The 24650-nt window shown below is 35.2% G+C and carries 24 protein-coding genes; 15 read left to right on the top strand and 9 right to left on the bottom strand.

Features of this window, described 5'->3' with window-relative positions; translation table 11 throughout:
• Positions 1-208 precede the first annotated feature (208 nt).
• On the bottom strand, positions 209-1462 hold the full coding sequence (locus RTX21_RS14220; RefSeq protein ID WP_312768661.1) for a site-specific integrase: 1254 nt from the start codon (positions 1460-1462) through the stop codon (positions 209-211).
• Between the two features lie 278 nt (positions 1463-1740).
• Between RTX21_RS14220 and RTX21_RS14215 the strand changes: the two genes are divergently transcribed.
• Complete coding sequence (locus tag RTX21_RS14215; protein WP_312768659.1) at positions 1741-2838, top strand: DUF3667 domain-containing protein; 1098 nt, start codon at positions 1741-1743, stop codon at positions 2836-2838.
• Between the two features lie 56 nt (positions 2839-2894).
• Here RTX21_RS14215 and RTX21_RS14210 read toward each other — a convergent pair whose 3' ends face one another.
• Positions 2895-3227 carry a hypothetical protein gene (locus RTX21_RS14210; protein ID WP_312768656.1) on the bottom strand — a complete coding sequence of 111 codons (333 nt, stop codon included), beginning with the start codon at positions 3225-3227 and terminating at the stop codon, positions 2895-2897.
• Between the two features lie 223 nt (positions 3228-3450).
• On the opposite strand from RTX21_RS14210, the gene pncB reads away from it, so the two are divergent.
• The 7 genes from pncB to RTX21_RS14175 all read left to right on the top strand — a co-directional run bounded on the left by pncB (position 3451) and on the right by RTX21_RS14175 (position 12932).
• Complete coding sequence (gene pncB / locus RTX21_RS14205; RefSeq protein WP_312768654.1) at positions 3451-4626, top strand: nicotinate phosphoribosyltransferase; 1176 nt, start codon at positions 3451-3453, stop codon at positions 4624-4626.
• A 32-nt stretch (positions 4627-4658) separates the two neighbouring features.
• Positions 4659-5615 (top strand): phosphotransferase, encoded by a 957-nt coding sequence (locus tag RTX21_RS14200; protein ID WP_312768652.1) that lies wholly within the window; start codon positions 4659-4661, stop codon positions 5613-5615.
• A gap of 221 nt (positions 5616-5836) precedes the next feature.
• Positions 5837-6328, top strand: coding sequence for a T9SS type A sorting domain-containing protein (locus RTX21_RS14195; protein WP_312768649.1), 492 nt, complete (start codon positions 5837-5839; stop codon positions 6326-6328).
• Complete coding sequence (locus RTX21_RS14190; RefSeq protein ID WP_312768646.1) at positions 6325-8961, top strand: carbohydrate-binding domain-containing protein; 2637 nt, start codon at positions 6325-6327, stop codon at positions 8959-8961. The genes RTX21_RS14195 and RTX21_RS14190 overlap by 4 nt, the downstream gene beginning before the upstream one ends.
• 239 nt (positions 8962-9200) lie before the next feature.
• Complete coding sequence (locus RTX21_RS14185; protein ID WP_312768643.1) at positions 9201-9680, top strand: BON domain-containing protein; 480 nt, start codon at positions 9201-9203, stop codon at positions 9678-9680.
• Positions 9681-9686: 6 nt separating this feature from the next.
• A complete protein-coding gene (locus RTX21_RS14180) occupies positions 9687-10103 on the top strand; it encodes an SH3 domain-containing protein (RefSeq protein ID WP_312768641.1) in 417 nt (138 codons plus the stop codon).
• A gap of 120 nt (positions 10104-10223) precedes the next feature.
• Entirely contained in the window at positions 10224-12932 is a 2709-nt protein-coding gene (locus RTX21_RS14175; RefSeq protein WP_312768638.1) for a TonB-dependent receptor, read from the top strand.
• Here RTX21_RS14175 and RTX21_RS14170 read toward each other — a convergent pair whose 3' ends face one another.
• Positions 12933-13901 carry a glycosyltransferase family protein gene (locus RTX21_RS14170; protein WP_312768637.1) on the bottom strand — a complete coding sequence of 323 codons (969 nt, stop codon included), beginning with the start codon at positions 13899-13901 and terminating at the stop codon, positions 12933-12935.
• 111 nt (positions 13902-14012) lie between these two features.
• A complete protein-coding gene (locus RTX21_RS14165) occupies positions 14013-14834 on the bottom strand; it encodes a UDP-2,3-diacylglucosamine diphosphatase (RefSeq protein ID WP_312768636.1) in 822 nt (273 codons plus the stop codon).
• A gap of 230 nt (positions 14835-15064) precedes the next feature.
• Here RTX21_RS14165 and RTX21_RS14160 point away from each other — a divergent pair, with 230 nt between their 5' ends.
• The 4 genes from RTX21_RS14160 (at position 15065) to RTX21_RS14145 (ending at position 19617) form a co-directional block, all read left to right on the top strand.
• Positions 15065-16300, top strand: a complete 1236-nt coding sequence (locus tag RTX21_RS14160; RefSeq protein WP_312768635.1) for a dicarboxylate/amino acid:cation symporter — start codon at positions 15065-15067, stop codon at positions 16298-16300.
• Positions 16301-16441: 141 nt separating this feature from the next.
• Entirely contained in the window at positions 16442-17890 is a 1449-nt protein-coding gene (locus RTX21_RS14155) for a serine hydrolase (protein WP_312768634.1), read from the top strand.
• Between the two features lie 364 nt (positions 17891-18254).
• Positions 18255-19364: an Mrp/NBP35 family ATP-binding protein gene (locus RTX21_RS14150; protein ID WP_312768633.1), complete on the top strand. Its 1110-nt coding sequence runs from the start codon at positions 18255-18257 to the stop codon at positions 19362-19364.
• 4 nt (positions 19365-19368) lie between these two features.
• Positions 19369-19617, top strand: a complete 249-nt coding sequence (locus RTX21_RS14145) for a NifU family protein (protein ID WP_312768632.1) — start codon at positions 19369-19371, stop codon at positions 19615-19617.
• Between the two features lie 58 nt (positions 19618-19675).
• On the opposite strand, the gene RTX21_RS14140 is transcribed toward RTX21_RS14145, so the two are convergent.
• Together RTX21_RS14140 and RTX21_RS14135 are read right to left on the bottom strand one after the other, a co-directional pair.
• Entirely contained in the window at positions 19676-20014 is a 339-nt protein-coding gene (locus tag RTX21_RS14140) for a YkvA family protein (RefSeq protein ID WP_074236981.1), read from the bottom strand.
• Between the two features lie 94 nt (positions 20015-20108).
• Positions 20109-21125 (bottom strand): NAD(P)H-dependent glycerol-3-phosphate dehydrogenase, encoded by a 1017-nt coding sequence (locus RTX21_RS14135; protein WP_312768626.1) that lies wholly within the window; start codon positions 21123-21125, stop codon positions 20109-20111.
• A 183-nt stretch (positions 21126-21308) separates the two neighbouring features.
• On the opposite strand from RTX21_RS14135, the gene RTX21_RS14130 reads away from it, so the two are divergent.
• The gene (locus RTX21_RS14130; RefSeq protein WP_312768624.1) at positions 21309-22190 is read left to right on the top strand and encodes a M23 family metallopeptidase; all 882 of its coding nucleotides are present in this window, start codon (positions 21309-21311) and stop codon (positions 22188-22190) included.
• Between the two features lie 92 nt (positions 22191-22282).
• Here RTX21_RS14130 and RTX21_RS14125 read toward each other — a convergent pair whose 3' ends face one another.
• The 3 genes from RTX21_RS14125 to RTX21_RS14120 all read right to left on the bottom strand — a co-directional run bounded on the left by RTX21_RS14125 (position 22283) and on the right by RTX21_RS14120 (position 23636).
• On the bottom strand, positions 22283-22690 hold the full coding sequence (locus RTX21_RS14125; RefSeq protein ID WP_312768622.1) for a hypothetical protein: 408 nt from the start codon (positions 22688-22690) through the stop codon (positions 22283-22285).
• Positions 22691-22745: 55 nt separating this feature from the next.
• The gene (locus tag RTX21_RS18030; protein WP_409414983.1) at positions 22746-23123 is read right to left on the bottom strand and encodes an RDD family protein; all 378 of its coding nucleotides are present in this window, start codon (positions 23121-23123) and stop codon (positions 22746-22748) included.
• A 63-nt stretch (positions 23124-23186) separates the two neighbouring features.
• Positions 23187-23636, bottom strand: coding sequence for a hypothetical protein (locus RTX21_RS14120; protein ID WP_312768619.1), 450 nt, complete (start codon positions 23634-23636; stop codon positions 23187-23189).
• Between the two features lie 157 nt (positions 23637-23793).
• Between RTX21_RS14120 and RTX21_RS14115 the strand changes: the two genes are divergently transcribed.
• Together RTX21_RS14115 and RTX21_RS14110 are read left to right on the top strand one after the other, a co-directional pair.
• Positions 23794-24207, top strand: coding sequence for a helix-turn-helix transcriptional regulator (locus tag RTX21_RS14115; RefSeq protein ID WP_312768617.1), 414 nt, complete (start codon positions 23794-23796; stop codon positions 24205-24207).
• A gap of 52 nt (positions 24208-24259) precedes the next feature.
• On the top strand, positions 24260-24610 hold the full coding sequence (locus RTX21_RS14110) for a helix-turn-helix transcriptional regulator (RefSeq protein WP_312768615.1): 351 nt from the start codon (positions 24260-24262) through the stop codon (positions 24608-24610).
• The last annotated feature ends 40 nt before the right edge of the window (positions 24611-24650 follow it).

Genomic DNA, 24650 nt, shown 5'->3' with positions numbered 1-24650 from the left:
AAGCCACATTATCAGGGATTTTAAAAATGCTGTAAATGGAATTAGCGGAGGTAGGGTGTTTTTAAAATGGCTGTTTCAGAAGTAGCCGAAAAAAGCTCTTTTACAGCGAGGGAATTGGAAAGGGGTAAATGTGCTTTGGCTATAAAAAGTTTAGGGCAAAAAAAAACAGAGCCGTCAAGCTCTGTTCTATTAGTTGTGTCGGATTTAATTAAATAGCTACCGTTAAAAATGCTTCTTCCATTGCCTTGAATTTAGGTGTTACCAAATCCATATCCTTACTGATTTTCTGACTGGTAATTTTTGCATAAATCTGTGTGGTAGAAATATTTTTGTGTCCCATCATTTTGCTTAAACTTTCAAGTGGTACGCCCTCGGTCAAAAACATTGTTCCGAAAGTATGCCTTGCCGTGTGGAAAGTTACTTTTTGCTCTGTAACAATCTCTGCGTTTTCAATCAGTTTGGTAACGTGGTTATTGCAGGTAGCATTGGTTGGAATTGGAAAGATAAATTCATTCCTTGTTGTACCTTGATATTTTTCAATAATGCGTTTTGGAATATCCATTAACCTGACATTGGAAGCAACATCTGATTTCTTTCTCCGGCTGATAATCCATTGATGACCGTCAAAGAAAGATTGAATATTATTTCTTTTCAATTTCTTAATATCCGCATACGCAAGCCCTGTAAAACAACTGAAAATAAACAGGTCTTTTACAACTTCGTACCGTGGGTGCGGTGCTTTGGATAACATTAGTTTCTCAACGTCTTCTTTCAATATGTAACCTCTGTCGGTTTCTTCCATATTTATTTCGTAATCCTGAAACGGATTATCTCGTATCAATCCCTTTTTAATAGCCAGTTCTGCCAAAGCCAATACGGGCATTGTGTACACCCAAATAGTATTATGGCTTAACTGTAAATCATAGCGGAGGTAAAAATCAAACTCACGGATAAAATCGTTGTTCAATTCACGAAAAGCCATATCATCACGATGATAACGTTCCTGTATAAACTTGGAAAGATGATTGTAAACCGTGATGTACTTATTGTAAGTACCCTCTGAGCGTTCTTCCTTTTCGACCAGTTTCTCAAATTGCTCATTCTGGTCATTAAAAACTTTTAAAACAGCATCGTCCATTACACCTACACCCAAAAAGGCGAGCTTCACTTTCTGCGCGGTAGCAAAGCCCTCATTTTTGAGCATATTCTCGTAAATCGTATCAATACGACCACGTATGTTGTCTAATTTTTTATTTACTCTCACTGCTTCAGCACTTTTGCCTAAAACTCTGCCGAACTTTAAATCCCAATTATCTGCATTAATTTCTAACTTTGTTCCGAAAGTTTTAGGAGTTCCGTCAATGGTAATACGTGCCATAATCGGAGCATTACCGTTCTTTTTTGGTTCGTTCTTTTTCAGGTAGAAAAGCAATTTAAACGTTGACCTTTTTGTCTGTTCCATAACCACAATGTTTAATGTTTAAAATTAAATTACATTGAGTTACAAGGAAATGTAAAAAGGAGTGCAAAAGACTGAAATATAACCTATTAGTCTTTATCAGTTACCGATTGAATTGGTAACGATTTAGGAACCTAACTTTGCATTTTCAAGCCCAAAACCTATCGGACAACGACTTCCGAAAAAAGACTACACTTTTATAAAGCATTGTATAATAACGGGTTTAACCGTTTTGCTTATCTTTGCTTTTTATTAATCTTTTTTGTTAAAAATTCTATAAAATGAGCCACGGAAAACTGAGAGAAGAAAAAGATTGCCTCAATTGCGGACATATTGTTGAAGAACATTACTGCCCCCATTGCGGTCAACAGAACATCCAGACCAGACAGCCCTTTTATTATCTCTTCACGCATTTTGTAGAAGATTTCACCCATTATGACGGTCAATTTTGGGGAACTCTTAAAAATCTTCTTTTCAAACCGGGTAAATTGACCAATACTTATCTCGAAGGTAAAAGGCAAAAATTTGTTCCGCCGGTTAAGCTTTATATTTTTATCAGTTTCATTACCTTTTTCCTGTTTGCCGTATTTCCCCCTTTCAATATTAATTTCGAAGGCAAAAAAAATTCAAAAAAAGAAAAAATAGTTTCATTGAATAGACTTGCAGAAACTTCAAAAAAGCTTGATAGCATAAGAACGGAAAAAAAAATGAAAGGAACAGATTCTGTCACAATTACTAAAGTGAATGCCTTACTAAAAGACTCTGCAAGATTAAGCGATATCGAGAATAGTTTTGATATGAGCAAGAAACTGGATGATGATTTTGAGTTTAATGGCTATACAAACAAAAAATCATATGATTCTGCAAAAGCAAAAAATCCATCGTTTTACGATTTCATCAATGTTCCTGTTGCTCACAAATTCTTCGAACTAAAAGAAAAAGGTGTAACAAAAGGAGAAATTGTAAAAAAATTGGGTGAGACTTCTTTTCATAATCTGCCAAAAGCGTTGTTCATTTATCTTCCGATTTTTGCATTTTTCCTGTGGATTTTCCATAACAAGAAAAAATGGTGGTATTTCGACCATGGGATCTTCACATTGCACTATTTCAGTTTTTTATTATTGACCATTTTGTTATTTTCCTTTTTATATAAATTGGCAGATGTAACACATAGTTCAATTAGTGTCATTATTTATTTATTAATGAACGTGATATTCTTCTACAGTATAATCTATTTCTTCATAGCTCACTACAAAGTTTATCACACGCACGGAGTCATTAGTTTTATCATTGGCAGCATTCTGTTTATGTTTAATTTCTTTGCATTTATGTTTTTAGTTGTCGGGCTTGGAACTGTAAGCTTCCTGATGATTCATTAAAAATAAAAAGCCGGACTTCTTTCGAAATCCGGCTTTTAAATTATATTTCAAAAAAATTAATACCTCAACGATTTGCTTTCCCGGAAGCTTGCAATCATATAATAAGCTACGAAAACTGTAGAGAATTTGATAATAGACGGAACTGCGGTTTCAAAATCAAAAAAGATTAATCCAATAGCAACTAAGAAAACAATTCCAATCAAAGAAATTCCCATTTTTTTTGGTAACGGCCACTCTGGGTGGTCAACAAAATAAGCTAATCCCCAGCCAATCCCAAAAGCGGAAGCCACGTAAAGTTCTACCCAAAACTCAGCTGGTTCTCCCGTAAAACGTCTTAAGAAAAAACTAATTAAAGTTCCTACTACAAAATACATCAGCGCTTTTACCATTTCAAAAAATTTTGACAAAAGTAAGAAATGTAATTTGTACAATAGAAAAGTTTTGCAAAACCGCAAAAGTCACAAAAGCTATTTGTTATTTTTCAGTTTATCAAAAGTTTCTATCAAGTTTTTCTTTTGTGACTTTTGTGGTTTAAGTTTTTAATAATTAAAATCAATAAAGTTCAAAACGCCCCTCAACAAAATTCCTTAGATTTGTGTAAATGATATTTTTATGCGCGAGGTAAGACTCAATTCTATTCTGGACAACGACTTCTACAAGATTACAATGCAAAATGCGGTAGTGAAATTGTTCACGAACGAGATTGTAAAATACGAATTTATCAACCGAGGAAAGCACGAGTTTCCGGAAGGTTTTGCAGAGGAACTCAGAAAGTCCGTCAACGCAATGGCTGAACTGAAACTCACCAAAGACGAAAAAAAATATCTCAAAGTCACTTGCCCCTATCTTGCTCTACCTTACCTCGATTTTTTGGAAGGCTTTCATTATGACCCTTCCGAAGTGAAGATCGAGCAACACGGAAACGAACTAAAAGTTTCGGTGGAAGGCCTTTGGTACAGAACCATTCTTTGGGAAGTTCCTTTGCTGGCGCTCATCAGCGAACTTCATTACGAAATGAATCATCTGGAAAGACAAACCAACGAGGAAGTCATTAATAAGACTGTAGAAAAAGCCGTTCATTTGACAGAACTTGGCGTTCCTTTTGCCGAATTTGGAACCAGAAGAAGACATTCTTACAAAGTTCACAGATTGGTAATGGATGCTTTGATTCAGGATAAAAAATCGACTTTTACTGGAACTTCGAATGTCCATTTGGCAATGCTTTACAAGGTAAAACCAATCGGAACACACGCGCACGAATGGTTTATGTTTCACGCTGCGGAGTTTGGTTTCAAAATGGCGAATTCTATCGCATTGGAAAATTGGGTAGATGTTTACCGTGGTGATCTGGGAGTAGCACTTTCTGACACTTACACGACGGAAGTTTTCTTCCAACAATTCGATAAGAAATTTGCGAAGTTGTTTGATGGTGTTCGTCACGACAGCGGTGACCCATTTGAATTTGCTGACAAAACCATTGCCCATTATCAAAAACACGGCATCAATCCATTATTCAAATACATTATTTTCTCAGACGGTTTGAATCTCGAAAAAGTTGAAGAAATTACCAACTATTGCAAAGGAAAAATCGGAATTTCTTTTGGAATCGGAACCAATTTGACGAATGATGTCGGTCTTAAACCAATGAATATCGTGATGAAACTCATCAGTGTAAAAGGCATCAATAACGAATGGATTCCGACTGTGAAATTATCTGACGAAAAAGGAAAATATACCGGCGACCCGAAAATGATAGAATTGGCGAAGGAGTTTTTGAGGATACAATAAAAGAGATAATCACAATATAGAAATCCGTTAAAATGACAACTTTTCCAGTAACAGCTTCAACATTGTCAGAAACAGAATTAGGAAATTTCATTAAAGAAAAATATGATTTAAATGAAAATTCTGAATGTAAATTGTTTCGAACAGGTGTTAATCACACTTACTTTTTGACAGATACAAAGACTAAATTTGTTGTCAGAGTTTATTGTTATGAATGGAGAACAAAATCAGAAATCCGAGAAGAATTAGAATTATTAAAACTACTTCAAAGTAATAATCTTTCAATTTCATTTCCAATTCCTGATAAAGATGGAAATTTCATTCAGGAAATAAATGCTCCGGAAGGACTTCGATATGCTGTTGTTTTCACATTTGCAGAAGGTGAAAAAATGCGATTTATGACTAATGAAACCTGCTTCGCAATTGGTTCTATTATGGCTGAAATTCACAATATAACTGCAACTAAAAAAATTGATAGAGTAAATTATAATTCTGATATTTTGTTGAACAAACCTTATGATTATCTGACTTCTTATTTTTCCGAAGATTTAGATGAAATGAAATATCTCAAAGAAATTGGTAACAAAATATCCAGGAATTTTGGAAAAAACACTTTGTCAGAAAATCAAAAAGGAATAGTTCATTTGGATATTTGGTACGATAACTTGAGTGTGAATAATGAAAAGAAAATTACCATTTTCGATTTTGATAATTGTGGAAATGGATCACTGATTTTGGATATTGGCTATTTCTGCAAACAATTATTTTTCATTGAATCCGACAAGCAAATTTACGAATCGAAGGTTGAAAGCTTCCTAAACGGCTACAGAAAAAAAAGAAACCTATCCGATAATGAACTCAATCTAATTCCCGACGCAGGAGCATCAATTTTCGCATTTTACCTTGGTGTTCAAGCGCAGAGATTTGATTGGTCTAATATATTCTTCACAGAAAACTATCTCAAAATGTTCGTCGGAAGAATTAAAAACTGATAGATTATTATGAAACTAAAAAAATAATCAATTAGTCAATTAACATTGGTCTTATTTAATTTATAGTTCAACTTATTTTCATTGAATTAAGTATCATTAATCAACTATTGGATTAATATTCTTGTCAATTCTTCAAAAACCGACACATTTTTAACATTCTCCGCATTTATTTTCGTCTGGGAAAGTGAGATTCTATTTTTGTTCATTCAAAAAACTGTATTATGAACAATAACTATCACTTCTCTGGTAGAATGATTTTTATTTTTCTCTTATTTTTCGGAGTTTTCGCTTTCGCACAAACAGGAGTTAAAATAAAATATTATACCGGAACAGAACAGGGATTCAACGTTTCGGCTTCGGGAAAATTATATTTCTCAGGCGATAATCTTTTGATAAAACCTGAAGCTACTTCTACGGAAACTAGTATTCCTGTAAGTATCATTCAGAAAATCACTTTTACGGATGACGTTCTGGCAACTGAGGAAATTGGAGCTAACAAGAGCAATCTTCAACTTTACCCAAATCCTTCCACAAACTATATCAGAATCAAATCTGAATCGAAATCTCTGGCTGTGAAAATTTACAGTACAAACGGACAATTGGTTCTTTCCGGAAATTACAAATCTGACGAAGATATCAATGTTTCCAAACTGAATGCTGGTGTTTATCTGGTTCAGGCGAATGGTGTAACTATTAAATTTATCAAAAAATGAGAAAGTCTTTATTATTAATGTTAGTGATGCTTTTCTCTTTTTCGATTAAAGCTCAGCAAAAAGTAGTTGTTCATAATTCTGGGAACACGATGTATGCTTCTCCGATTGCTTCGGTAGACAGTATCAAGCTCGACAATACGTATTCGAAATTCAAATTGAGCGGACAAACCAGCACTCTGGATATCAGAAAAAATGTAATTGATAGTTTGACGTTTACAAACAATACTGTCAATTTTGACAAAATCTACATCATCTACAACGGGACAGATAATGCTACGATTATCAATCCTTATTCAGCAAGTGGAGTAACAATTACTGCAACTGGAGGAGCGGTTACAGCAACCTCAACTTCGTCAATCAGCAATTTGCAATACCATCTTTTGGGAACGAGCTCTTCGGGAAGTTTAACAATAAATTCCGCAACGCCTGCAAATTTCATCTTGAATAATCTGAACCTTACCAATCCAAACGGTTCTGCAATCGGAGTTACCGGTGGTCAAACGCATACTTTCACTTTGCAAAGCGGAACGACAAACTCTTTAACAGACGGAACTGCAAGTACAAAAAACGGAGCATTGCAAACCAATGGGAAAATAATTTTTAACGGAACAGGAACTTTAAACATTAACGGGATTGCAAAACATGGCGTTTCTACTTCTAAAGATATCGAAATCCAAAACGGAACAATCAAAGTCACTGGCGCAGCTTCTGACGGATTACATTCCGAAGGTTTCACAATGAATAACGGCGATTTGAATATCACTGCAACTTCTGATGCGATTGACGCTGGCGATGCTGCCATCTCAATTTCTGGAGGAACAATTACCTCAACTTTAGCTTCGGCAGATGTGAAAGGAATTAAAACCGGAAGTAATACGATTAATATTTCTGGCGGAACAATTAATCTGACTTTAACAGGAGCTCAATCCAAAGCAATCAGTGCAAAAGGTAATATTACAATTAGTGGAGGAAATATTACTGCAAATGTTTCCGGAGCGGCAGTTCTTACGGCTTCAGGAACAGGATTTGACCCGTCCTACTCTACTGCAATTAAAACTGATGGCGTTTTGACTGTTAGCAATGCGACTATTAATTTGACTTTAACATCAACCGCAAACGGTGGAAAAGGAATTTCGACAGGAAAAGAGATTAACATTAACAGCGGAAATATTATAATTTCAACAGCTGGAAATGGAGCGGCTTATACCAATACTTCTGGTGTTGCAGATTCTTATTCATCGTCTTCAATTTCATCTGATACAGATATTAATATTCTTGGAGGAACATTAATTTTAACCAATTCAGGAACAGCAAGTAAAGGAATCAAGGCTGATGGAAATGTGACTATTGCCGGAGGAAGCACAACAGTAAATCTTTCAGGAGCAACATTACTGAATGCATCAGGAAGCGGTTTCGACCCATCTTACCCGACAGGAATAAAAGCTGACGGAAAAGTTACAATTTCAAACGGTACTGTTACAATCACAGGAACTACAAGCGCAACGGGAACAAAAGGGATTTCTGCCGATGCTGATATAGATATTTCCGGAGGAACAATCAATATTACAACAGCTGGAGCTGGAGCAAAATATACCAACACAACAGGCGCTACAGATTCTTATTCATCTGCAGCGATTTCTGGAGACGCCAATGTGATTATCAGCGGTGGCTCTTTGACAACAAACAGCTCTGGAGTTGCAGGAAAAGGAATCAAATCTGACGGACAAGTGACCATTGGAACAGCAACAGGCAATCCGACTTTGAAAATCACAACAACCGGAGCAAGATTATTGGTTTCAGGAACAGATTATTCTCATCCAAAAACTTTGGTTGCAGCTGGTGCAATTGTCATCAATAATGGAAATAATACTTTTAATTCTACAGATGACGGAATCCATTCTGATACTTCTGTAACAGTCAATGGCGGAACAAATACCGTTTCTGCCATCTCAGCAACTTCAGGTGTTGGAGAAGGTATTGAAGCGCCAATTATCACTTTAGCTGGCGGTATTAATAATGTTACGGCTTCTAACGACGGACTTAATGCCACTTATGGAACTGTTTCGGGCGGAACTGAATCTAACGACGGCAGTCATCTTTATATCACAGGTGGAATCAATATTGTAACAGGAAGTGATGCGATTGACAGCAACGGAAACATTACAATTTCTGGCGGAACTACAATCGTAAACGGACCAACAAGCCAGCCGGAAGAAGGAATTGATTACAACGGAACTTTCCTGATGAACGGCGGAACATTGATTTCAGCAGGTTCAAATGCCAATATGACGAAAGCAATGGGAACAGCTTCTACCCAAGTAAGTATGTATATCAAATCTTCTGCTCAATTAGCAGCAACTTCTTTGTTACATATTGAGAATGCCACAGGAACAGAAATGGTAACCTTCAAACCGAAAAATGCAGTTTATTATTTCCATTTCTCAAGCCCGAACTTAGCCAAATCTACTCAGTACAAAATCTATTTTGGCGGAAGTTATAGTGGCGGAAGCTATGTTGGTAATTCCTCAGGTTGGGGATTATATTCCGGTGGAACTTATTCCACAACAGGAGCAACATTGAAAAGCACAACAACGACATCTGCTTCTGCAACTGTCAATACTATTTCTTTTTAATAAACTTAACTACTTTTTATATTATGGGAATGCAATTTTTTGTGTTCCCATTTTTTATTTGAAAAATTTCCACATCATAGAACTGTTAATTTTATTTAAAATTAATTTCTGTATCAAAAAAAAAATTTAATTTTACCATTAGTGAAAAGTTTAAAATTTTCTTGTCAAAAAAAAACAAAACACAAATCCTTTGGCATTAATTTTAATACTTAAAAACACAATATAAATTATTTTATACTATGAGAAAAACATTTAAAATTGCTGCTCTTGCCTTGATGGTCTCAATGACAGCTGTTTCTTGTAAAAAGAAAGTTTCTGACGCTGAACTGACTTCACAAGCAACTACTGTAATCACTGCTTACCCTGGAACTTCTGTGGAAGTGAAGGAAGGACAAGCTCACCTTAGCGGTGTTTTTGCAACAGAAGCTGATAAGCAAGCTGCTATCGATGCATTGAAAAAAGTACAGGGTGTGAAAGATGTTCACGATATGGCAACTGTTGCTCCAGTAGCTGCGCCTGTAGAAGTAAACACTGTGGACGCAGTAGTTTTGCAAAAAGTAAATGACGCCCTTAAAGATATCCCAGGTGTGAAAGCTGAAGATGTTGCAGGAACTTTGACATTGACAGGTACTACAACTTCTGCTAATGCTAGAAAAGTGAAAGAATCTGTAGATGCACTTAAAATTGGTAAATACGATAACAAAATCACAGTTAAATAACAGACAATGAGTTTACAAGATAAATATGCAAGTGTAGTTTCAGCAGCACAGTCTGCGGGACTTTCTGACCTTTCTGTTCAGGAGCAAGATGGTGTTCTTTATGTAACTGGAAAAGCAACCAACAGTGCGTCAAAAGACAGTGTTTGGAATGCACTTGGTGCAATCGATCCGTCTTATACGGCGACTGACATTAATATTGACGTTCAGGTTTCCGGATTGTCAGCTGGTGCTTCTCTTACAGTTGCGACAGATGAATCTAATCTTAACATCAGACAAGAACCTTCAACAGAAGCTTCTATTGTTGGAAAAGCTGCGAAAGGTGAAGTTGTAACTTTGGTTGAGCAATCTTCTGACGACTGGTGGAAGATCAAAACAGCTGACGGCGAAGAAGGTTATGCTTATGCAAGATATTTGAAAGCTTAATTTTTAAATTTCAATAAAATGTAAAACCTCTGAAAAATCAGGGGTTTTTTTCTATTTTTAAGGTCTGACATTTAACATTACGTCAATTTTCTATCTAACTTCTAACTATTAAATCTATTGATGAGAAAACTCCTCCCTCTTTTTATTCTGATTTGCCTGAAAATAAATGCCCAAACCTACAGCATTAATGGAAAAGTAACTGATCAAGACAATAATCCTATTGAGAACGCGACAGTTTCATTGATCAAACAAAAGGATTCTTCTATCATTAATTTTACCGGAACTAATAAAAAAGGAAACTTCGAAATCAAAATTCCTGAACAAAAAGAGATTTCATTTTTACAGATCTCCGGAGATAAATTCCGTTCGTCTTCTAAAAAATTTGAAGTTATTAATAAAGACGAAGACCTTGGAACTGTCAAATTAGAAAAAGATTTAATCACCAATATCGAGGAAGTCCAGATCACCGCTTCCCCAGTGAAGATCAAAAAAGATACGGTCGAATATAATGCTTCTTATCTGAAAGTAAAACCAGATGGAAAAATTGATGATCTACTGAAAGAAATCCCAGGTGTAGAAACCGATGAAGATGGAAAGATCACAGTCAACGGAAAGCCGATCAACAAAATCCTCATCAACGGGAAGCCTTTCTTTGACAAAGACGGGAAAATTGCATTGCAAACCTTCCCTGCCGATATTATAAAGAAGATCCAGATCACAACTTCTAAAACCAAGGAGGAGCAATTCACAGGAAGAACACCAAAATCTGACAGCTTGACAATCAATTTCAATATTGATGAAAAGAACAACAAAGGAAATCTAAATAACCTGATGCTCGGCTATGGAACGAACAAACGCTATGAAGGAACGATGTTCCTGACAAGATTTCAAAAACAGAGAAACATAGCTCTGATCGGCGCTTCAAATAACATTAATACAACAGGGTTCAGCGTTGATAGTTTTTTTGACAGCGGAACAAGGAGTAAAAACTCGGCAGTTAATGGACGACCTGTGAGCAGCGGGATTCTCAGAACTTCGATGGTAGGCGTTAATTATTCTGACAAGATCGGGGAGAGCCTGGATTTGGAAAAATTCAGTTTGCAGTACAACGACAGCAATCAGGAAACATATTCCAAAACAGATCGGACAACATTTTTGCCGGATTATAAACTTGATAAAAATTCGGAGCGGAGCGGAAATATGGACACTAGGAAATTCAATTTCAACACAGATGCGAATTATATGATCAACGGATCATCCAATATCATATTCTCTACGGATTTCACCAATACTTCCATCGACAGAACCAATGACAGCAAGAGCTTCACTTTCAAGGATGATGCACAGCTCAACAGTAATATCAATACATCCAGAGGGAATTCCAACAATAATAATTTCACTCCTAAAATCGGATACACCAAAAAGTTCCAAAAACCAGGTCGCTCTCTGTCGGCTTCTGTGAGCAATGTTTTCTCAGAGAATAAAAGTTCTAATTACAGCATTTTAGAAACCATTTTTTACCAGTCTCCGGAAGATAACGATTACAGAAATCAGCTTTCACAGACAAAAAGCTCAAGAAACAATTTCAGCGCAGATTTCAAATATGATGAGCCGATCTCTGATTCTGCAACAGTTTCCATTTCCGTCAATTATAATAACGAGAATCTTGGCAGTGAAAAAACCGTGAATGACCTTGATGTCAATACAAATCAATATTCGATTTACAATTCACTATTGTCCAACACTTTGAATCAGAATAATAATTATATCAGATCTCAGGTCGGCTATAACCTCAACAAAGAAAAATTCACTTTCCAAGCTGGAGCCAATCTGAATATCACAAAACTTGATGTCAATTCTATTTTCAATCTTCAGAATTACAATTTTCAGAGAAATTTCGTTTTACCGGAATATGACCTGACGTTCCAGTACAAATTTTCAAGAACCAAGAATCTGAGAATTACAAATGGCTCAAATTATACGATTCCTCAGGCGATGGAGCTTAATCCTTTTCGAGATGAGTCCAATCCATTGATGACACTCCAAGGGAATCTAGAACTGAAAAGCAGCTGGCAAAACTCGACCAATATTAATTTTACAAGTTCCGATTTTGCAAGAGGAATCAACTTTTATGCGAGATTCGGGTTCAGTTATCTGGATAATGACATTGTGGATTATTCCTATTTTGATGAGACGGGAAGACAGTTCAGTTCTTATGTGAATGTCAGCGGGAACAAACGTCTGATTCTAAGTTCTTCTTTTACAAAAAACTACAAATGGAACGGCAACCAGATAAAACTAACACCAAGTTTCTCTTCGAATTATAGTTACAGAAAAGGCTTTGTTGACGGGTCAGAATTTACGAATGACATTTATAATATCACACCAAGATTCAATCTCGGGCTGAATCTGAAAGACAGAATGGATCTGAGAGCATCTTACAGCTACGGTTTTTCTCAATCTCATTATACCAATTACAGGCTGGACAAAACCAAAACTACGAATCAAAATTTGACCATCGGCGTCACCAATTATTTCCTTGCCAAGACTTTCTTTATTGATAATGATTTCAGATTCAATGGAAACAATAATCTGTCTGCTGACTTCAATAGAAAATCTTATTTCTGGAACGCTAGTGTTAATTATCAGTTTTATAAAAAACAGATGTTATTGAAATTCAGGGTTTATGATTTGCTGAATCAGAGACAAAACGCTGTCACAAATATTGGTGACAACTATATCGAAGATAGAGAAGACCTGGTACTCAGAAGATATTTTATGTTGTCATTGATCATGAAATTCAATAAAATCGGTGGGAATAAGAGCTGATTAATACAATACTTCTTTCGTCAAAATACTTTCGATATTGTCCGGATAATCCACTTCTATCCTGTTTTCATAATTGATCCACTCTCGGATTTTGATCGGGTCAAGTTTGTCAGAATTCGCAACACCTAACCTGTCCAGCGCAAAAGCATTACACTCTTGTTCATATTGATTTTCTATCGGGATAACGAATAATTTCTTATTCATAAAAAGAGCTTCCGCTGGCGTTTCGAAGCCGGCGTTACAAAGAATTCCTTCGCAAGTTTCGAACAATTCCAGATATTTTATTTCATCAATCGGAAAAATCTCCACATTTTTGAACTTCTGATATTGCTTGGCATATTTTGAGAAAACCTTCCATTCCACATCAATTCTTGTCAGGAAATTTGTAATTACCTCATCCGAAAAACTTGGCAGATAAACGAGATAATGTCCTTTGTTTTCAGGATTCAGTTTTCTGATTTTTTGCCTGATAACAGGTTTTTTGATATGTGAATTATAATTCTCAAAATGAAACCCGATTTTCTTTTCACATGGCACATAATGTTTCAGAATAAGGTCTCCAAACCAATCTTTTTTCTCTGGTTTTGGGGTCTCCTTAAACGTTAGGGAAGCCTGATGGCTAAGTTCAACAATCGGCAAGTTTCTTAGCTTTGCTGCCCAGCCTGTCAATGGCTCAAAATCATTGATGATCAAATCATAAGCAGACAGATCCAGATCTTTGATGACCTTTGCCGCTTTGCAGAAATTATTTTGAAAGAAAGTCTTTTTATAGGACAATCCACCCGTTTTATTATAAAGCAGAGAAATTCCCTTGAATCTGAAATCAATATCAAAATCAGACTTAAGTTGCGTCTGATGCCCACTTATCAGTGTATCAACCAATGCATGTTTCTTGAGGATCGGGATGATTTCCTGGGCTCTTGCAAGATGTCCGTTTCCTGTACCTTGGAAGGCATATAATATTTTCATTGCTTTAAAAAATTTAAATATTTGTGCTTTTATAATTTTAAATAAGACGCCTGGACAAACTCAGTGTGACAACTTTAACAACAATTGTCAGTCTGAGGCTCTCGAAGACTTTTATACAATCTGAGTAACGATTTTCATCAGTTCTGCGCTGTCAATTTCCTTCATTTCGTCCGTTTCATCAGTCAGCGCATGTTTTTCCTCCTCATAAACAAACAATTTCCATTCACCATTATGATATTCCAAAGCGGAGAGATTTTCCACCCAGTCTCCGGAATTCAGATACATACATTTGCCTTTTTTGTTAACTACTTCTCTGATTTGAGGCTGATGAATGTGCCCGCAAATCACATAGTCAAAATGATTCTCTATTGCCAATTCGGAAGCAGTCAGTTCAAAATCACCGATATATTTCACTGCTTTTTTGACATTATTCTTGACTTTTTTCGAAAAGGAATATTTCTCTCTTCCCATTTTTTCCAATCCCCAATTTACAAGAGTGTTAATCGCAATTAGCAAATCATAACCTTTTCCACCCAACTTAGCAATCCATTTGGAATGTTGGACCGATGCATCAAAGACATCTCCGTGAAAGATCCAGGCTTTTTTATCACCCAGCTTCAGAACATGTTTGTTACAAAGCTTCAGTTTCCCCAGTTCGAAATCTGTGAAGTTTCTAAAAGCTTCATCATGATTACCGGTGATGTAAAAAACTTCTGCCTCTTTGGTCGCAAACGAGATCAGTTTTTTGATGACCTTCAAATGAGACTTCGGGAAATAGGATTTTTTGAATTGCCAGATGTCGATGATATCGCCGTTTAAAATCAAAATTTTTGGACGGATAGAATTCAGATATCTCAGCAATTCTTTCGCTTTGCAACCGTAAGTCCCAAGATGTACATCAGAAATAATCACAATTTCCACATCTCTCTTCATAGAGTTTCTGTTTTTACAAATTAAAGACTCTACTTTAAACTGTACATGAATGCTATTTTATTTTTGTTGATGAGAATTGGCTTCTTTCATTTGATTGTCTTAATATTAATTTAAAATATTAGTGGTTATTCTCTCAAAAATATTAGTTTTGTTCAATTACAATACATATAACAGGTCAAGAAATCGACTTATGCGATTTTATATGATTAATAAAAAAATAAAAGTTAGATATGAAGGGTCAGAATAAACTGTTTTTCGCAATCATTATTGCATTGATCTTAGGAGTTGTCTTAGGAGGAATCGTCCACACCAATTACCCCGACTCTTCAGAAGATTTTTCCAAAAACATCAAATTGTTGGGAACAGTTTTTATCCGATTGATCCAGATGATCATCGCACCCTTGGTTTTCTCTACTTTGGTGGTTGGAATTGCAAAAATGGGTGACATCAAAATGGTTGGTCGTGTTGGGACAAAAGCAATGCTTTGGTTTATCACAGCGTCCTTGGTTTCTTTATTGATCGGTTTGGTTCTAGTGAATTGGCTGGAGCCTGGTCACGTTACAAAACTTCCAATTCAAGATGCTGCTTCCGCTTCCGAAATCGTGAATAACAGCAAAGGATTTTCGATGGAAGACTTTGTAAAACACATTATCCCGAAAAGTTTATTCGAAGCATTTGCGACCAATGAAGTTTTGCAAATAGTAGTATTTTCTGTAATGTTCGGTATTGCATTGTCTGCAATGGGCGAAGATTATACAAAACCGGTTATCAAAGGATTAGACGTTATTGCTCACGCAATTCTAAAAATGGTAGGCTACATAATGTGGGTTGCGCCTCTTGGAGTTTTCGGAGCAATTGCCGCAGTTGTTGCGACCAATGGCTTTGAGATTTTCAAAGTCTACGCGATTTATCTTCGAGACTTTTTCTTTGCTTTAGCGGTTCTTTGGCTAGTTCTTCTTTTGGTTGGTTATATGATTCTCGGCAACAGACTTTTCGAATTATTACGACGAATCAAAGAACCTTTGTTGATTGCCTTTTCCACTACAAGTTCCGAAGCCGTTTTCCCGAAATTGGTAGAAGAATTGGAAAGATTTGGCTGCAACAGCAGGATTGTTTCTTTCATTTTGCCTTTAGGATATTCCTTCAATCTGGACGGAAGTATGATGTATATGACGTTTGCCTCGATTTTCATTGCTCAGATTTATGGTATTGATATGCCATTGGGGCAACAAATCATTATGCTTTTGGTTCTGATGTTAACAAGTAAGGGAATTGCCGGTGTTCCGAGAGCCAGCCTGGTTATCATCGTTGCCGCGTGTGGAATGTTCGACATTCCTGTTGAAGGAATTGCTTTGATTTTACCAATCGACCATTTCTGCGATATGGGAAGAAGTATGACGAATGTTTTGGGTAATGCCTTGGCAACTTCTGCTGTGAGCAAGTGGGAAGGACAGTTGGAAAGTTAAAGATTTATATTAACAAAGATAAAAATTTTGTCATTCCGGAGGAATCTAAACTGTAGAGATTCTTCCGGAATGACAAAATTACTTTTTAATGATGTAACAAATCAAACTTTAGAATTGTCCTTATGTCGTAAACCGGTACTAATGAAACAAACTCTTTTAATCCTATTATTCTTAAACATTTCATTTTTAGCATTTTGTCAAAACACCCAACAAACAAAAGCAATTGACAACTATCTGACGGAAGTAATGAAAACCTTCGAAATTCCAGGTATGACTGTCGGAGTTGTGAAGAATGATAAAGTTATTTTTCAGAAATATTATGGTAGAGAAAATTTAGAATCTGATAAAAAAGTGGATGCTAATTCTCTTTTCAGAGTTTATTCTACCACAAAACTGATCACTAATGTTGCCGTTTTCCAATTAATTGAGAAAGGACAATTGTCTTTAGAAGACAATATTTCTAAATATCTGGACAACATCCCCAAAGAATGGCAAAATGTCAAAATAAAAAATCTGTTGTCTCACTCATCAGGCATTCCGGATTTTGAGCGACATAATTTACCCACAGACATTTCAAACGCCGAAGTTTTTGAACGACTGTCCAAAGAAAAAATGGAATTCGAAACTGGTAATCGATTCAGTTATAATCAGACCAATTATATGATTTTGGCAATGATTATAGAAAAAATAACCGGACAAAAATTTGAAGATTTTGTTCTGAAAAATCAGTTTTCTGATGCGAAGAACAAAATCATATTCAATTCTGATTCATTTGAAGAAATTCCGAATCGAATCCAGTTTTACAGATATAATGATTCTCTCCAACAGTATAAAAAATCAACGCACGTTGGTGGTTTGAGAGCCCATCCTGCTAATGGACTGGCCATTTCACTTCCAGATTTTTTACAATGGAGCATTAATCTTGATACCAACAAATTCCTGAAAAAAGAAACAAAAAGGATGATGTGGAAACCTTTTGATTACACCAATAAACAAGATGTTTTTGCACACGGCTGGGAAATTATCAAAAGAGGGAAAGCTATGTCTTATGGTTTTTCCGGCGGGAACGTGTGTGCTTACAGTATGTTTCCCGAGAAAGACCTGTCTATCATTTTTATGTCAAACGGTTACAAATACAATACTTTCCCGCCTTTATATGCTATAGTCAACCACATTACAGGATTGATAGATAAACAATTAGCTAGTCCGTATTGGTCAATAGAAGAATCGGTTTTTTCTGATTTAATCAATAAGCCTGATGTTAAAAAGGAGATTTATGGTTATAGAATTGAAAACGACAAATTGATTTTCACTTACAAAACTCCCAAAGACTTAAATACTGAAGCGATAACCAAAATGTCTGTAGCAGGAACATTCAACGACTGGAATCCTGAGAATCAATCTTATCAAATGATTAGAAAAGGCCAGGACACTTTTGAATTGGTTTTGCCTAAATCTCAGTTTGAAAAAGGAAAAACTTATGAGTTCAGGTTTGTGATGAACAAAAATGGTTGGTTTACGACTCCCTACAGTGCGCTCAACACCAATGGAAAACCTGATGATAATAATCTGACTCTTGAGGTCGATTAAAATTTAATCTTTGAAAGCACTTTGACTCCGCTCAGTGTGACAGCTCTAGTAAGATTCACTTTTCCGGCATTGTCAGTCTGATGCTGTCGAAGACTTTAGTTAGCTTCGAGAACCTCAGTCTAACAAAACGTGATGCAAAAAAGATTGCAACGGAAAGCAGGTTCCCGGCTCCAAAAATGAGTTGGAGAGTTTAAGGATTTGAGAGTTTTTTCTTTTAAGCTGAATCACTCAAACTTTCAAACTCAAAAATGCTCTAACTCGCACGCCTATTAAATCATCAGCATAGACAAAATCACAAATCGTATTGATTCTAAATTAATTTTAAAATCCGTAAATTTGTTGCTTCAAAGAATAATAAAATTTTATGCTGACGAAATCAAAAGTTCAGGATTTTCTGAAAGAGATAGAAGTGGATGACCTGGTAAGTAATTTCCAAGTGATGGGCGATGATGTTTATATCGATATGACGTCGCACTCGCCTGCGATGCACGAGAAAAAGAAGCTGGAAGTTGCTATGAAGCAAGCTTTTGCTTCAGAATTCGGGGAACACATCAACTTGAAATTGAAAATCACTTCTCCTGAATTGCCTGCAACGCCTCCAACCAACGAGATCAAAGGAAAACAAATTCCGGGAATCCAGAATATCATTGCAATTGCTTCCGGAAAAGGTGGGGTTGGAAAATCTACAGTTTCGGCAAATCTTGCGGTGACGTTGGCAAAAATGGGTTTCAAAGTTGGATTATTGGATGCGGATATCTACGGACCGTCTGTTCCGACAATGCTGGATACAGAAGGTCAAAAACCAATTTCTGTAGAAGTGAACGGGAGAAACCTGATGAAACCAATCGAGAATTATGGCGTAAAAATGTTGTCTATCGGATACTTTTCCGGAGCTAACCAAGCTGTAGTTTGGAGAGGACCAATGGCTTCTAAGGCATTGAATCAAATGATTCGTGATGCAGATTGGGGCGAATTGGATTTCCTGCTGATTGACCTTCCTCCAGGAACTGGTGATATTCATTTATCTATTATTCAGGAAGTTCCGGTTACAGGAGCTGTGATTGTAAGTACACCTCAACACGTTGCATTAGCCGATGTTAGAAAAGGTATTGCGATGTTCAATATGGAAAGTATCAACATTCCGGTTTTGGGATTGATAGAAAATATGGCTTATTTCACGCCAGAGGAATTACCTGAGAATAAATATTATATCTTTGGAAAACAAGGTGCTCAGTTTATGGCAGAAGATTTGGGAATTCCGGTTTTGGGAGAGATTCCTTTGATTCAAAGCATCAGAGAAGCAGGTGATGTTGGAAGACCAGCTGCGCTTCAGGAAAACACTAATATTGCTGACATTTACATCAAAACTGCTCAGAATATGGTTGAGAGCCTTGTGGAGAGAAACACCAATTTGCCACCAACCGAAGCTGTGAAAATCACAACGATGGCTGGTTGCTCGCCTAAGAAAAAATAATAAAATGAATAATATTAATCAAATTCAAGAAGAACTGGTAACCAAAGTGATGGACGCTTTGGACAGCATCCGTCCGTTTTTGCAAAAAGATGGCGGTGATATTGAGTTAGTAGATGTGCAGGAAGACAAAGTCTATGTTAAACTACTAGGAAACTGTTCCAGTTGTGGCATCAGTGCTTCTACGATGAAATTGGGTGTGGAAAACACCATTAAGCAATATGCGCCGGAGATACAGGAAGTTATCAGCATTTAAAAAGATAAAAATCCCGACTCAGTTTTTGAATCGGGATTTTTTTATTCTAAGTATTTTATTACTCTACAATTTCAGCGTCAATAATTTTCGTATCGGGATTATTCTTTTGACTTTCCCAAAGTAAAAATTTATCAACTTCTTTCATCAATAAAGGAATAGCTAAAGCTAAGATGGCCAAATCGTCTAAAGCGCCAATCACAGGAACGAAATCAGGAATAATATCGATCGGAGAAATAACATAAATTAAAGCTAAAGCCGGCAAAAGGATATCTGTAAATTTCATTTTGTATTCGCCTTTGTAATACAATTTTATCATTCTGAAAACCGAAGGAATCTTTTGCAAAAATCCTTTGTGTTTGATAGCTTCCTGAGCTAATTTAAATTTTGAATATTTCATTTTTGTTTTTGTGTTTGTTTTATTTTTAACGAATCAAAGTTCGCAAATTCTATTCCATTGTGTTTTTATAAGTGTTAATTAACTTTCATTAAGATTAAGTTAATCTATCCGTCAACTTCGCAAATTGTTTTTCGGCACTCTTTCCTTCATAAAGAATATCATAAATCGCATTGATAATCGGCAATTTCAGTTTTTTCTCTTTGCAGATTGCATAAATTCCGTTTGTTGCATAATAGCCTTCAGCAACCATACTCATTGACTGAATAGCTGATTTCACAGTATACCCTTTTCCAATCAAGTTTCCAAGGTTTCTATTTCTGGAAAATAACGAATAAGCCGTTACAATCAAATCTCCCAGATAAGCGCTGTCATTCACATCTCTTGGTTCCGGGTAAATCGCTTCGAGGAAAGTTTCCATTTCACGAATGGCATTGGAAACATAAACTGCTATGAAGTTATCACCATAACCCAAACCGCTCGCAATTCCGGCACCAATCGCATAGATATTTTTAAGAATTGCAGAATATTCGTTTCCGAGAATATCGCAACTTGTATTCACTTTAATATAAAAAGATGACAAAATTTCTCGCAAAGTGTCCGCATCATCCTGCTCAGCAACCGCAACCGTAAGATAAGACAAGCGTTCCATCGCCACTTCTTCTGCGTGACAAGGACCAGCAATAACTGCCTGATTTTTGAACCCGATTTTGAAATTATCTTTCAAATAATGAGCTACAATGTCGTTGTGTTTCGGAACGATTCCTTTGATTGCAGAACAAAACAATTTATCCTGATAATCGCAAGTCAGCTTTTCCATAGATTCGGCCAAATAAATAGAAGGAACGGCCAAAATAATCACATCACAATTAGAAACCAACTCGTTGATATCTGTCGTGATCTGCAGTTTTTTCAGGTTGAAAGAAACCGTCGTCAAATAAGTTGGATTGTGTCCGCGCTGTTCTATTGCCCCTTTCACAAACTCATTACGAACGCACCAATTGACGGTTTTACAATTCTCAAGAAGCATTTTCACGATTGCGGTCGCAAAACTCCCGCTTCCCAAAACGCCAACTCGCACATTCTTAGATGATTTAGTCAATTTCTTAGTCATTCTTTGTCGTCTTTTTCATTGCTACAAATCTAAGGTTATTTATGAATTTACATAAATCTAATTTTCCTTTAACAATTATTTAAGAGTAATTAACTTTTATTAGGGTAAATCTATCGTTAACGTTGATTAATATTAGAAAAATAAAAATTTCTTACTTTTGCAGTCCATTTTAAAAATCAATTAATGGTCCAATTTCTGAAATCAAAGAAGAAAAAAAATATTGTCCTGATATTATTACTAATTATTTGTTTTATTGAAGGTTTGGTTATCGGGAAATTTTACAATGACAAAGATGACAAAGTCTATCAGGTTAATATTGTAAAAATCAATAATGAGAAAGACAGCATAGACCATCTTCAACTGAAAACCGACCTTGCGCTAGTTGACCAAAGCATCAGAAGCATAGATGGATTCCTGAAATCTAAAAATGTTTCTGACCTTAGAATAGAAAAATTAGCGAAAGATAGTTTAGAGAATGAAGTTTATCTGGCTAAAGTCAGTAACCGATACAGTCAATATTTGGTTGACCTTGAACAGAGATTACAACAAGTTCCGTTGGGAGTTCCTGCGGATGGTTACATCTCTTCCAACTTTGGAATCAGAAAAAATCCTATTCCTCCAAAATCGACTGATGTTGCCAACAATTCCAATATCGCTGAAGAAAAAGACAGTCTTGGAAATGTTGTGAAGAGACAAGCCATTGTAAAAGAAGACAAAAATGCATCCAGCAATGCGCCGGCAGAAAAAGACCAGATGCAGTTCCACAAAGGATTAGACGTTGCAGTCGCTTACGGAAGTCCTGTGAAAAGTGCAGCGGCTGGAAAAGTGATTTTCTCTGGTGTGAGAGGCGGCTACGGAAATTGTGTGATGATAGAACACGGCAACGGTCTTGTTACTTTATACGGGCATCTTTCCGAACTTCTGGTTGAAACCAATGACAGAGTGAAAGTGAACCAAATCATAGCTAAATCCGGTAACACAGGACGTTCTACAGGACCTCATCTCCATTATGAAGTCCATAAAAACAATCAGCCAATCAATCCGAGGTTGTTTCTGAATTTTTAATTTTATGAGTCTTCGAGAACCTCAGACTGACAATCTGAGACGACACGCATTAATCAAATAAAAAACGCTCCAAAAATTTGGAGCGTTTTTTATTATTGCTTATTAATTGTCATAACCGTTTCTTCCGAAACCTTATACTCTCCCTTTTGATAAACTTCTTTGTTGGCAAGAATTATTTCATAAGTATAGATACCTTTTGGGAGGTTATATGTACATTCTTTTGATTCTTTTGGAATAACCAATTCTTTCTTGATATCGTCATCCTCAATTTTTCCGACAAGTGATATACTTATCTTGTCATCCATTTTGTTTTTGAAACAAAGGCTTTCTACAGCTTTGGCATTCGGGTCTTCTACTTTACCATTACCTCTTAATGCGGAATAACCTTGTATCAATATATTCCCAATGGCAATCCCTTTATCAATACCCGTGTTTTGGGATTTAAAAAAAAGAGGAGCAAATAACAAAAAAGCAATTAGTAAATAATTGTTTTTTATCATTTTTTATTTTTCTAATAATATTCTAAACTTTCTATTCAAATTAGAAGAAGTCATTCTATATTGTAGATGAAAAATAATCTTGAGGCAGTCTTCTTTTGAATATAAAAAAAATTAATGTAATTGGTAATATAAAGAATGATACTGATTTTATAAATTCTCTTAATAAACGTGTGAAGATTTTATTATTTACATATATAACTTTCAATGATAACAAAATTTTACCAAAGGTTCTACCTTTATTAATCAAAGAAAATAAAAACATGTAAAGTAAAAATACAATCCCGAATATACTATATTCAACAGTCCATATTTTATTAAAAAAATATAAATTAGTTATAGACGTTTCTGGATTCAAAAAAAAACGTACTCCAGATGTAATTATACTAATAATAATTATATCAATAAATAATGCGATTAATCTTTTAGTAATCATTCTTTTTTTCATTTTAAAGTATTATTGATATTTTTTCAGGAAAATATCAATGATACAAATTATTTATTCTTTAATATCATTAACTGTTAAAATACTCACTTCAATATATTTATTACCCTTACCATCATCGAGTATTTTATATGTTCCTTTTTCTAATTTGAAATACTCATCATCAATTTTAACAGCGTTAGATTCTAAAATAGTAATTGAATCCACTTTTTTTTCCTTAGTATTCTGAAGTAATTTTGATACATCAGCTGTAAAGCCAGTAATACGATTATTGTTGCCAGCTTGTTTGGCCACATGACATTGTCCTATGAAATTGCAACAAATTGTAACATCTGTCGACCCAGAAAAAACACCAATTGACACTTGGATATTAAAAGTCCTGCAACCTCCAAATCTGTTTTCAGTTTGAGAACTTCCTCCCGATATTTGACTTTTTTCCTGCCCAAAAGCTATAGCACTAAATAACATTCCAGATACAAATACGAATTTAAATAATTTTTTCATTTTTAATGATTTTTTTTTAATATTTAATATTTTATTATTTTAAGTTTTCCGGAAACTTTTAGCAAATATATAGTCAATATTTATTGTAATTTTCAAACTTTAGTTTTAATATCCCCAACTTTAGTTTTAATTTTTAAATACTAAAAAAATATTACAAGTGAAAATTTTTATTAATTTTAACCAAAACACAACAATTATGAAAATAGGAGACAAATTAAGAAAATTAAGGGGTAATGTTTCACAAACCAAAATTGCTCAAGATTTAGAAATATCACAAACAGCGTATAACAAATGGGAAAGCAATATATCCAGACCAAAAATTTCTAATCTTATTAAAATTTCAAAATACTATGATAAGGATTTGTATGATATCATTGGCATCGAAGCAAAAATCCATTTTCATGACAGCAACATCGATGTACAAAATTTAATTAATACAAATAATATTATAAACCAGAATATTACTGGAAAACATACCATACTTTATGAAAAAAGAATTGCAGACCTTGAAAGTGAAGTCAATTTTTGGAAAGAAAGATATAACGAAATATTCAATATCCTCAAAAAGTAAATCAGATACTTATTCTAATTTTGTACATTAGCAGAAAGTAAAAGAAATCATTATGTCAATTGGAACCAGATTAAAACAACTTAGAAAACAAAAAAATTTTTCACCATCCCAAGTAGCGCAGAAGTTGGACATCTCAGAAGTGGTATATAATAGACTTGAAAATGACGAAGCAAAACCTGAGATAGACTTATTACAAAAACTATCAAACCTTTACGACATTGATTTATTTGACTTGTTTAAAACAGAAAGTGCTAATATCTCTTTTTACAATAGCAAAATAGAGGCAACCAATCTAATCAATCAAAATTCCGTCATCAATCAACAGATACCCGAAAAAATATTTGAAGTATACGAAAACAGAATCTCTGATTTAATGTCTCAAATAGATTATTTAAAAAAATAAAAAAACGCTCCAAAAATTTGGAGCGTTTTCAATATATTTT

It is taken from the genome of Epilithonimonas sp. (assembly GCF_032054305.1).
GTDB lineage: Bacteria > Bacteroidota > Bacteroidia > Flavobacteriales > Weeksellaceae > Epilithonimonas.
This window is presented reverse-complemented; position numbering and strand designations above follow the sequence as displayed.

Coding starts and splice junctions, on each gene's coding strand:
- RTX21_RS14145 (WP_312768632.1), top strand. CDS start 19,369: ATGAATAATATTAATCAAATTCAAGAAGAACTGGTAACCAAAGTGATG.
- RTX21_RS14165 (WP_312768636.1), bottom strand. CDS start 14,834: ATGAAGAGAGATGTGGAAATTGTGATTATTTCTGATGTACATCTTGGG.
- RTX21_RS14170 (WP_312768637.1), bottom strand. CDS start 13,901: ATGAAAATATTATATGCCTTCCAAGGTACAGGAAACGGACATCTTGCA.
- RTX21_RS14175 (WP_312768638.1), top strand. CDS start 10,224: ATGAGAAAACTCCTCCCTCTTTTTATTCTGATTTGCCTGAAAATAAAT.
- RTX21_RS14130 (WP_312768624.1), top strand. CDS start 21,309: ATGGTCCAATTTCTGAAATCAAAGAAGAAAAAAAATATTGTCCTGATA.
- RTX21_RS14140 (WP_074236981.1), bottom strand. CDS start 20,014: ATGAAATATTCAAAATTTAAATTAGCTCAGGAAGCTATCAAACACAAA.
- RTX21_RS14220 (WP_312768661.1), bottom strand. CDS start 1,462: ATGGAACAGACAAAAAGGTCAACGTTTAAATTGCTTTTCTACCTGAAA.
- RTX21_RS14195 (WP_312768649.1), top strand. CDS start 5,837: ATGAACAATAACTATCACTTCTCTGGTAGAATGATTTTTATTTTTCTC.
- pncB (WP_312768654.1), top strand. CDS start 3,451: ATGCGCGAGGTAAGACTCAATTCTATTCTGGACAACGACTTCTACAAG.
- RTX21_RS14155 (WP_312768634.1), top strand. CDS start 16,442: ATGAAACAAACTCTTTTAATCCTATTATTCTTAAACATTTCATTTTTA.
- RTX21_RS14215 (WP_312768659.1), top strand. CDS start 1,741: ATGAGCCACGGAAAACTGAGAGAAGAAAAAGATTGCCTCAATTGCGGA.
- RTX21_RS14190 (WP_312768646.1), top strand. CDS start 6,325: ATGAGAAAGTCTTTATTATTAATGTTAGTGATGCTTTTCTCTTTTTCG.
- RTX21_RS14120 (WP_312768619.1), bottom strand. CDS start 23,636: ATGAAAAAATTATTTAAATTCGTATTTGTATCTGGAATGTTATTTAGT.
- RTX21_RS14210 (WP_312768656.1), bottom strand. CDS start 3,227: ATGGTAAAAGCGCTGATGTATTTTGTAGTAGGAACTTTAATTAGTTTT.
- RTX21_RS14110 (WP_312768615.1), top strand. CDS start 24,260: ATGTCAATTGGAACCAGATTAAAACAACTTAGAAAACAAAAAAATTTT.
- RTX21_RS14150 (WP_312768633.1), top strand. CDS start 18,255: ATGCTGACGAAATCAAAAGTTCAGGATTTTCTGAAAGAGATAGAAGTG.
- RTX21_RS14185 (WP_312768643.1), top strand. CDS start 9,201: ATGAGAAAAACATTTAAAATTGCTGCTCTTGCCTTGATGGTCTCAATG.
- RTX21_RS14160 (WP_312768635.1), top strand. CDS start 15,065: ATGAAGGGTCAGAATAAACTGTTTTTCGCAATCATTATTGCATTGATC.
- RTX21_RS18030 (WP_409414983.1), bottom strand. CDS start 23,123: ATGATTACTAAAAGATTAATCGCATTATTTATTGATATAATTATTATT.
- RTX21_RS14180 (WP_312768641.1), top strand. CDS start 9,687: ATGAGTTTACAAGATAAATATGCAAGTGTAGTTTCAGCAGCACAGTCT.
- RTX21_RS14200 (WP_312768652.1), top strand. CDS start 4,659: ATGACAACTTTTCCAGTAACAGCTTCAACATTGTCAGAAACAGAATTA.
- RTX21_RS14135 (WP_312768626.1), bottom strand. CDS start 21,125: ATGACTAAGAAATTGACTAAATCATCTAAGAATGTGCGAGTTGGCGTT.
- RTX21_RS14125 (WP_312768622.1), bottom strand. CDS start 22,690: ATGATAAAAAACAATTATTTACTAATTGCTTTTTTGTTATTTGCTCCT.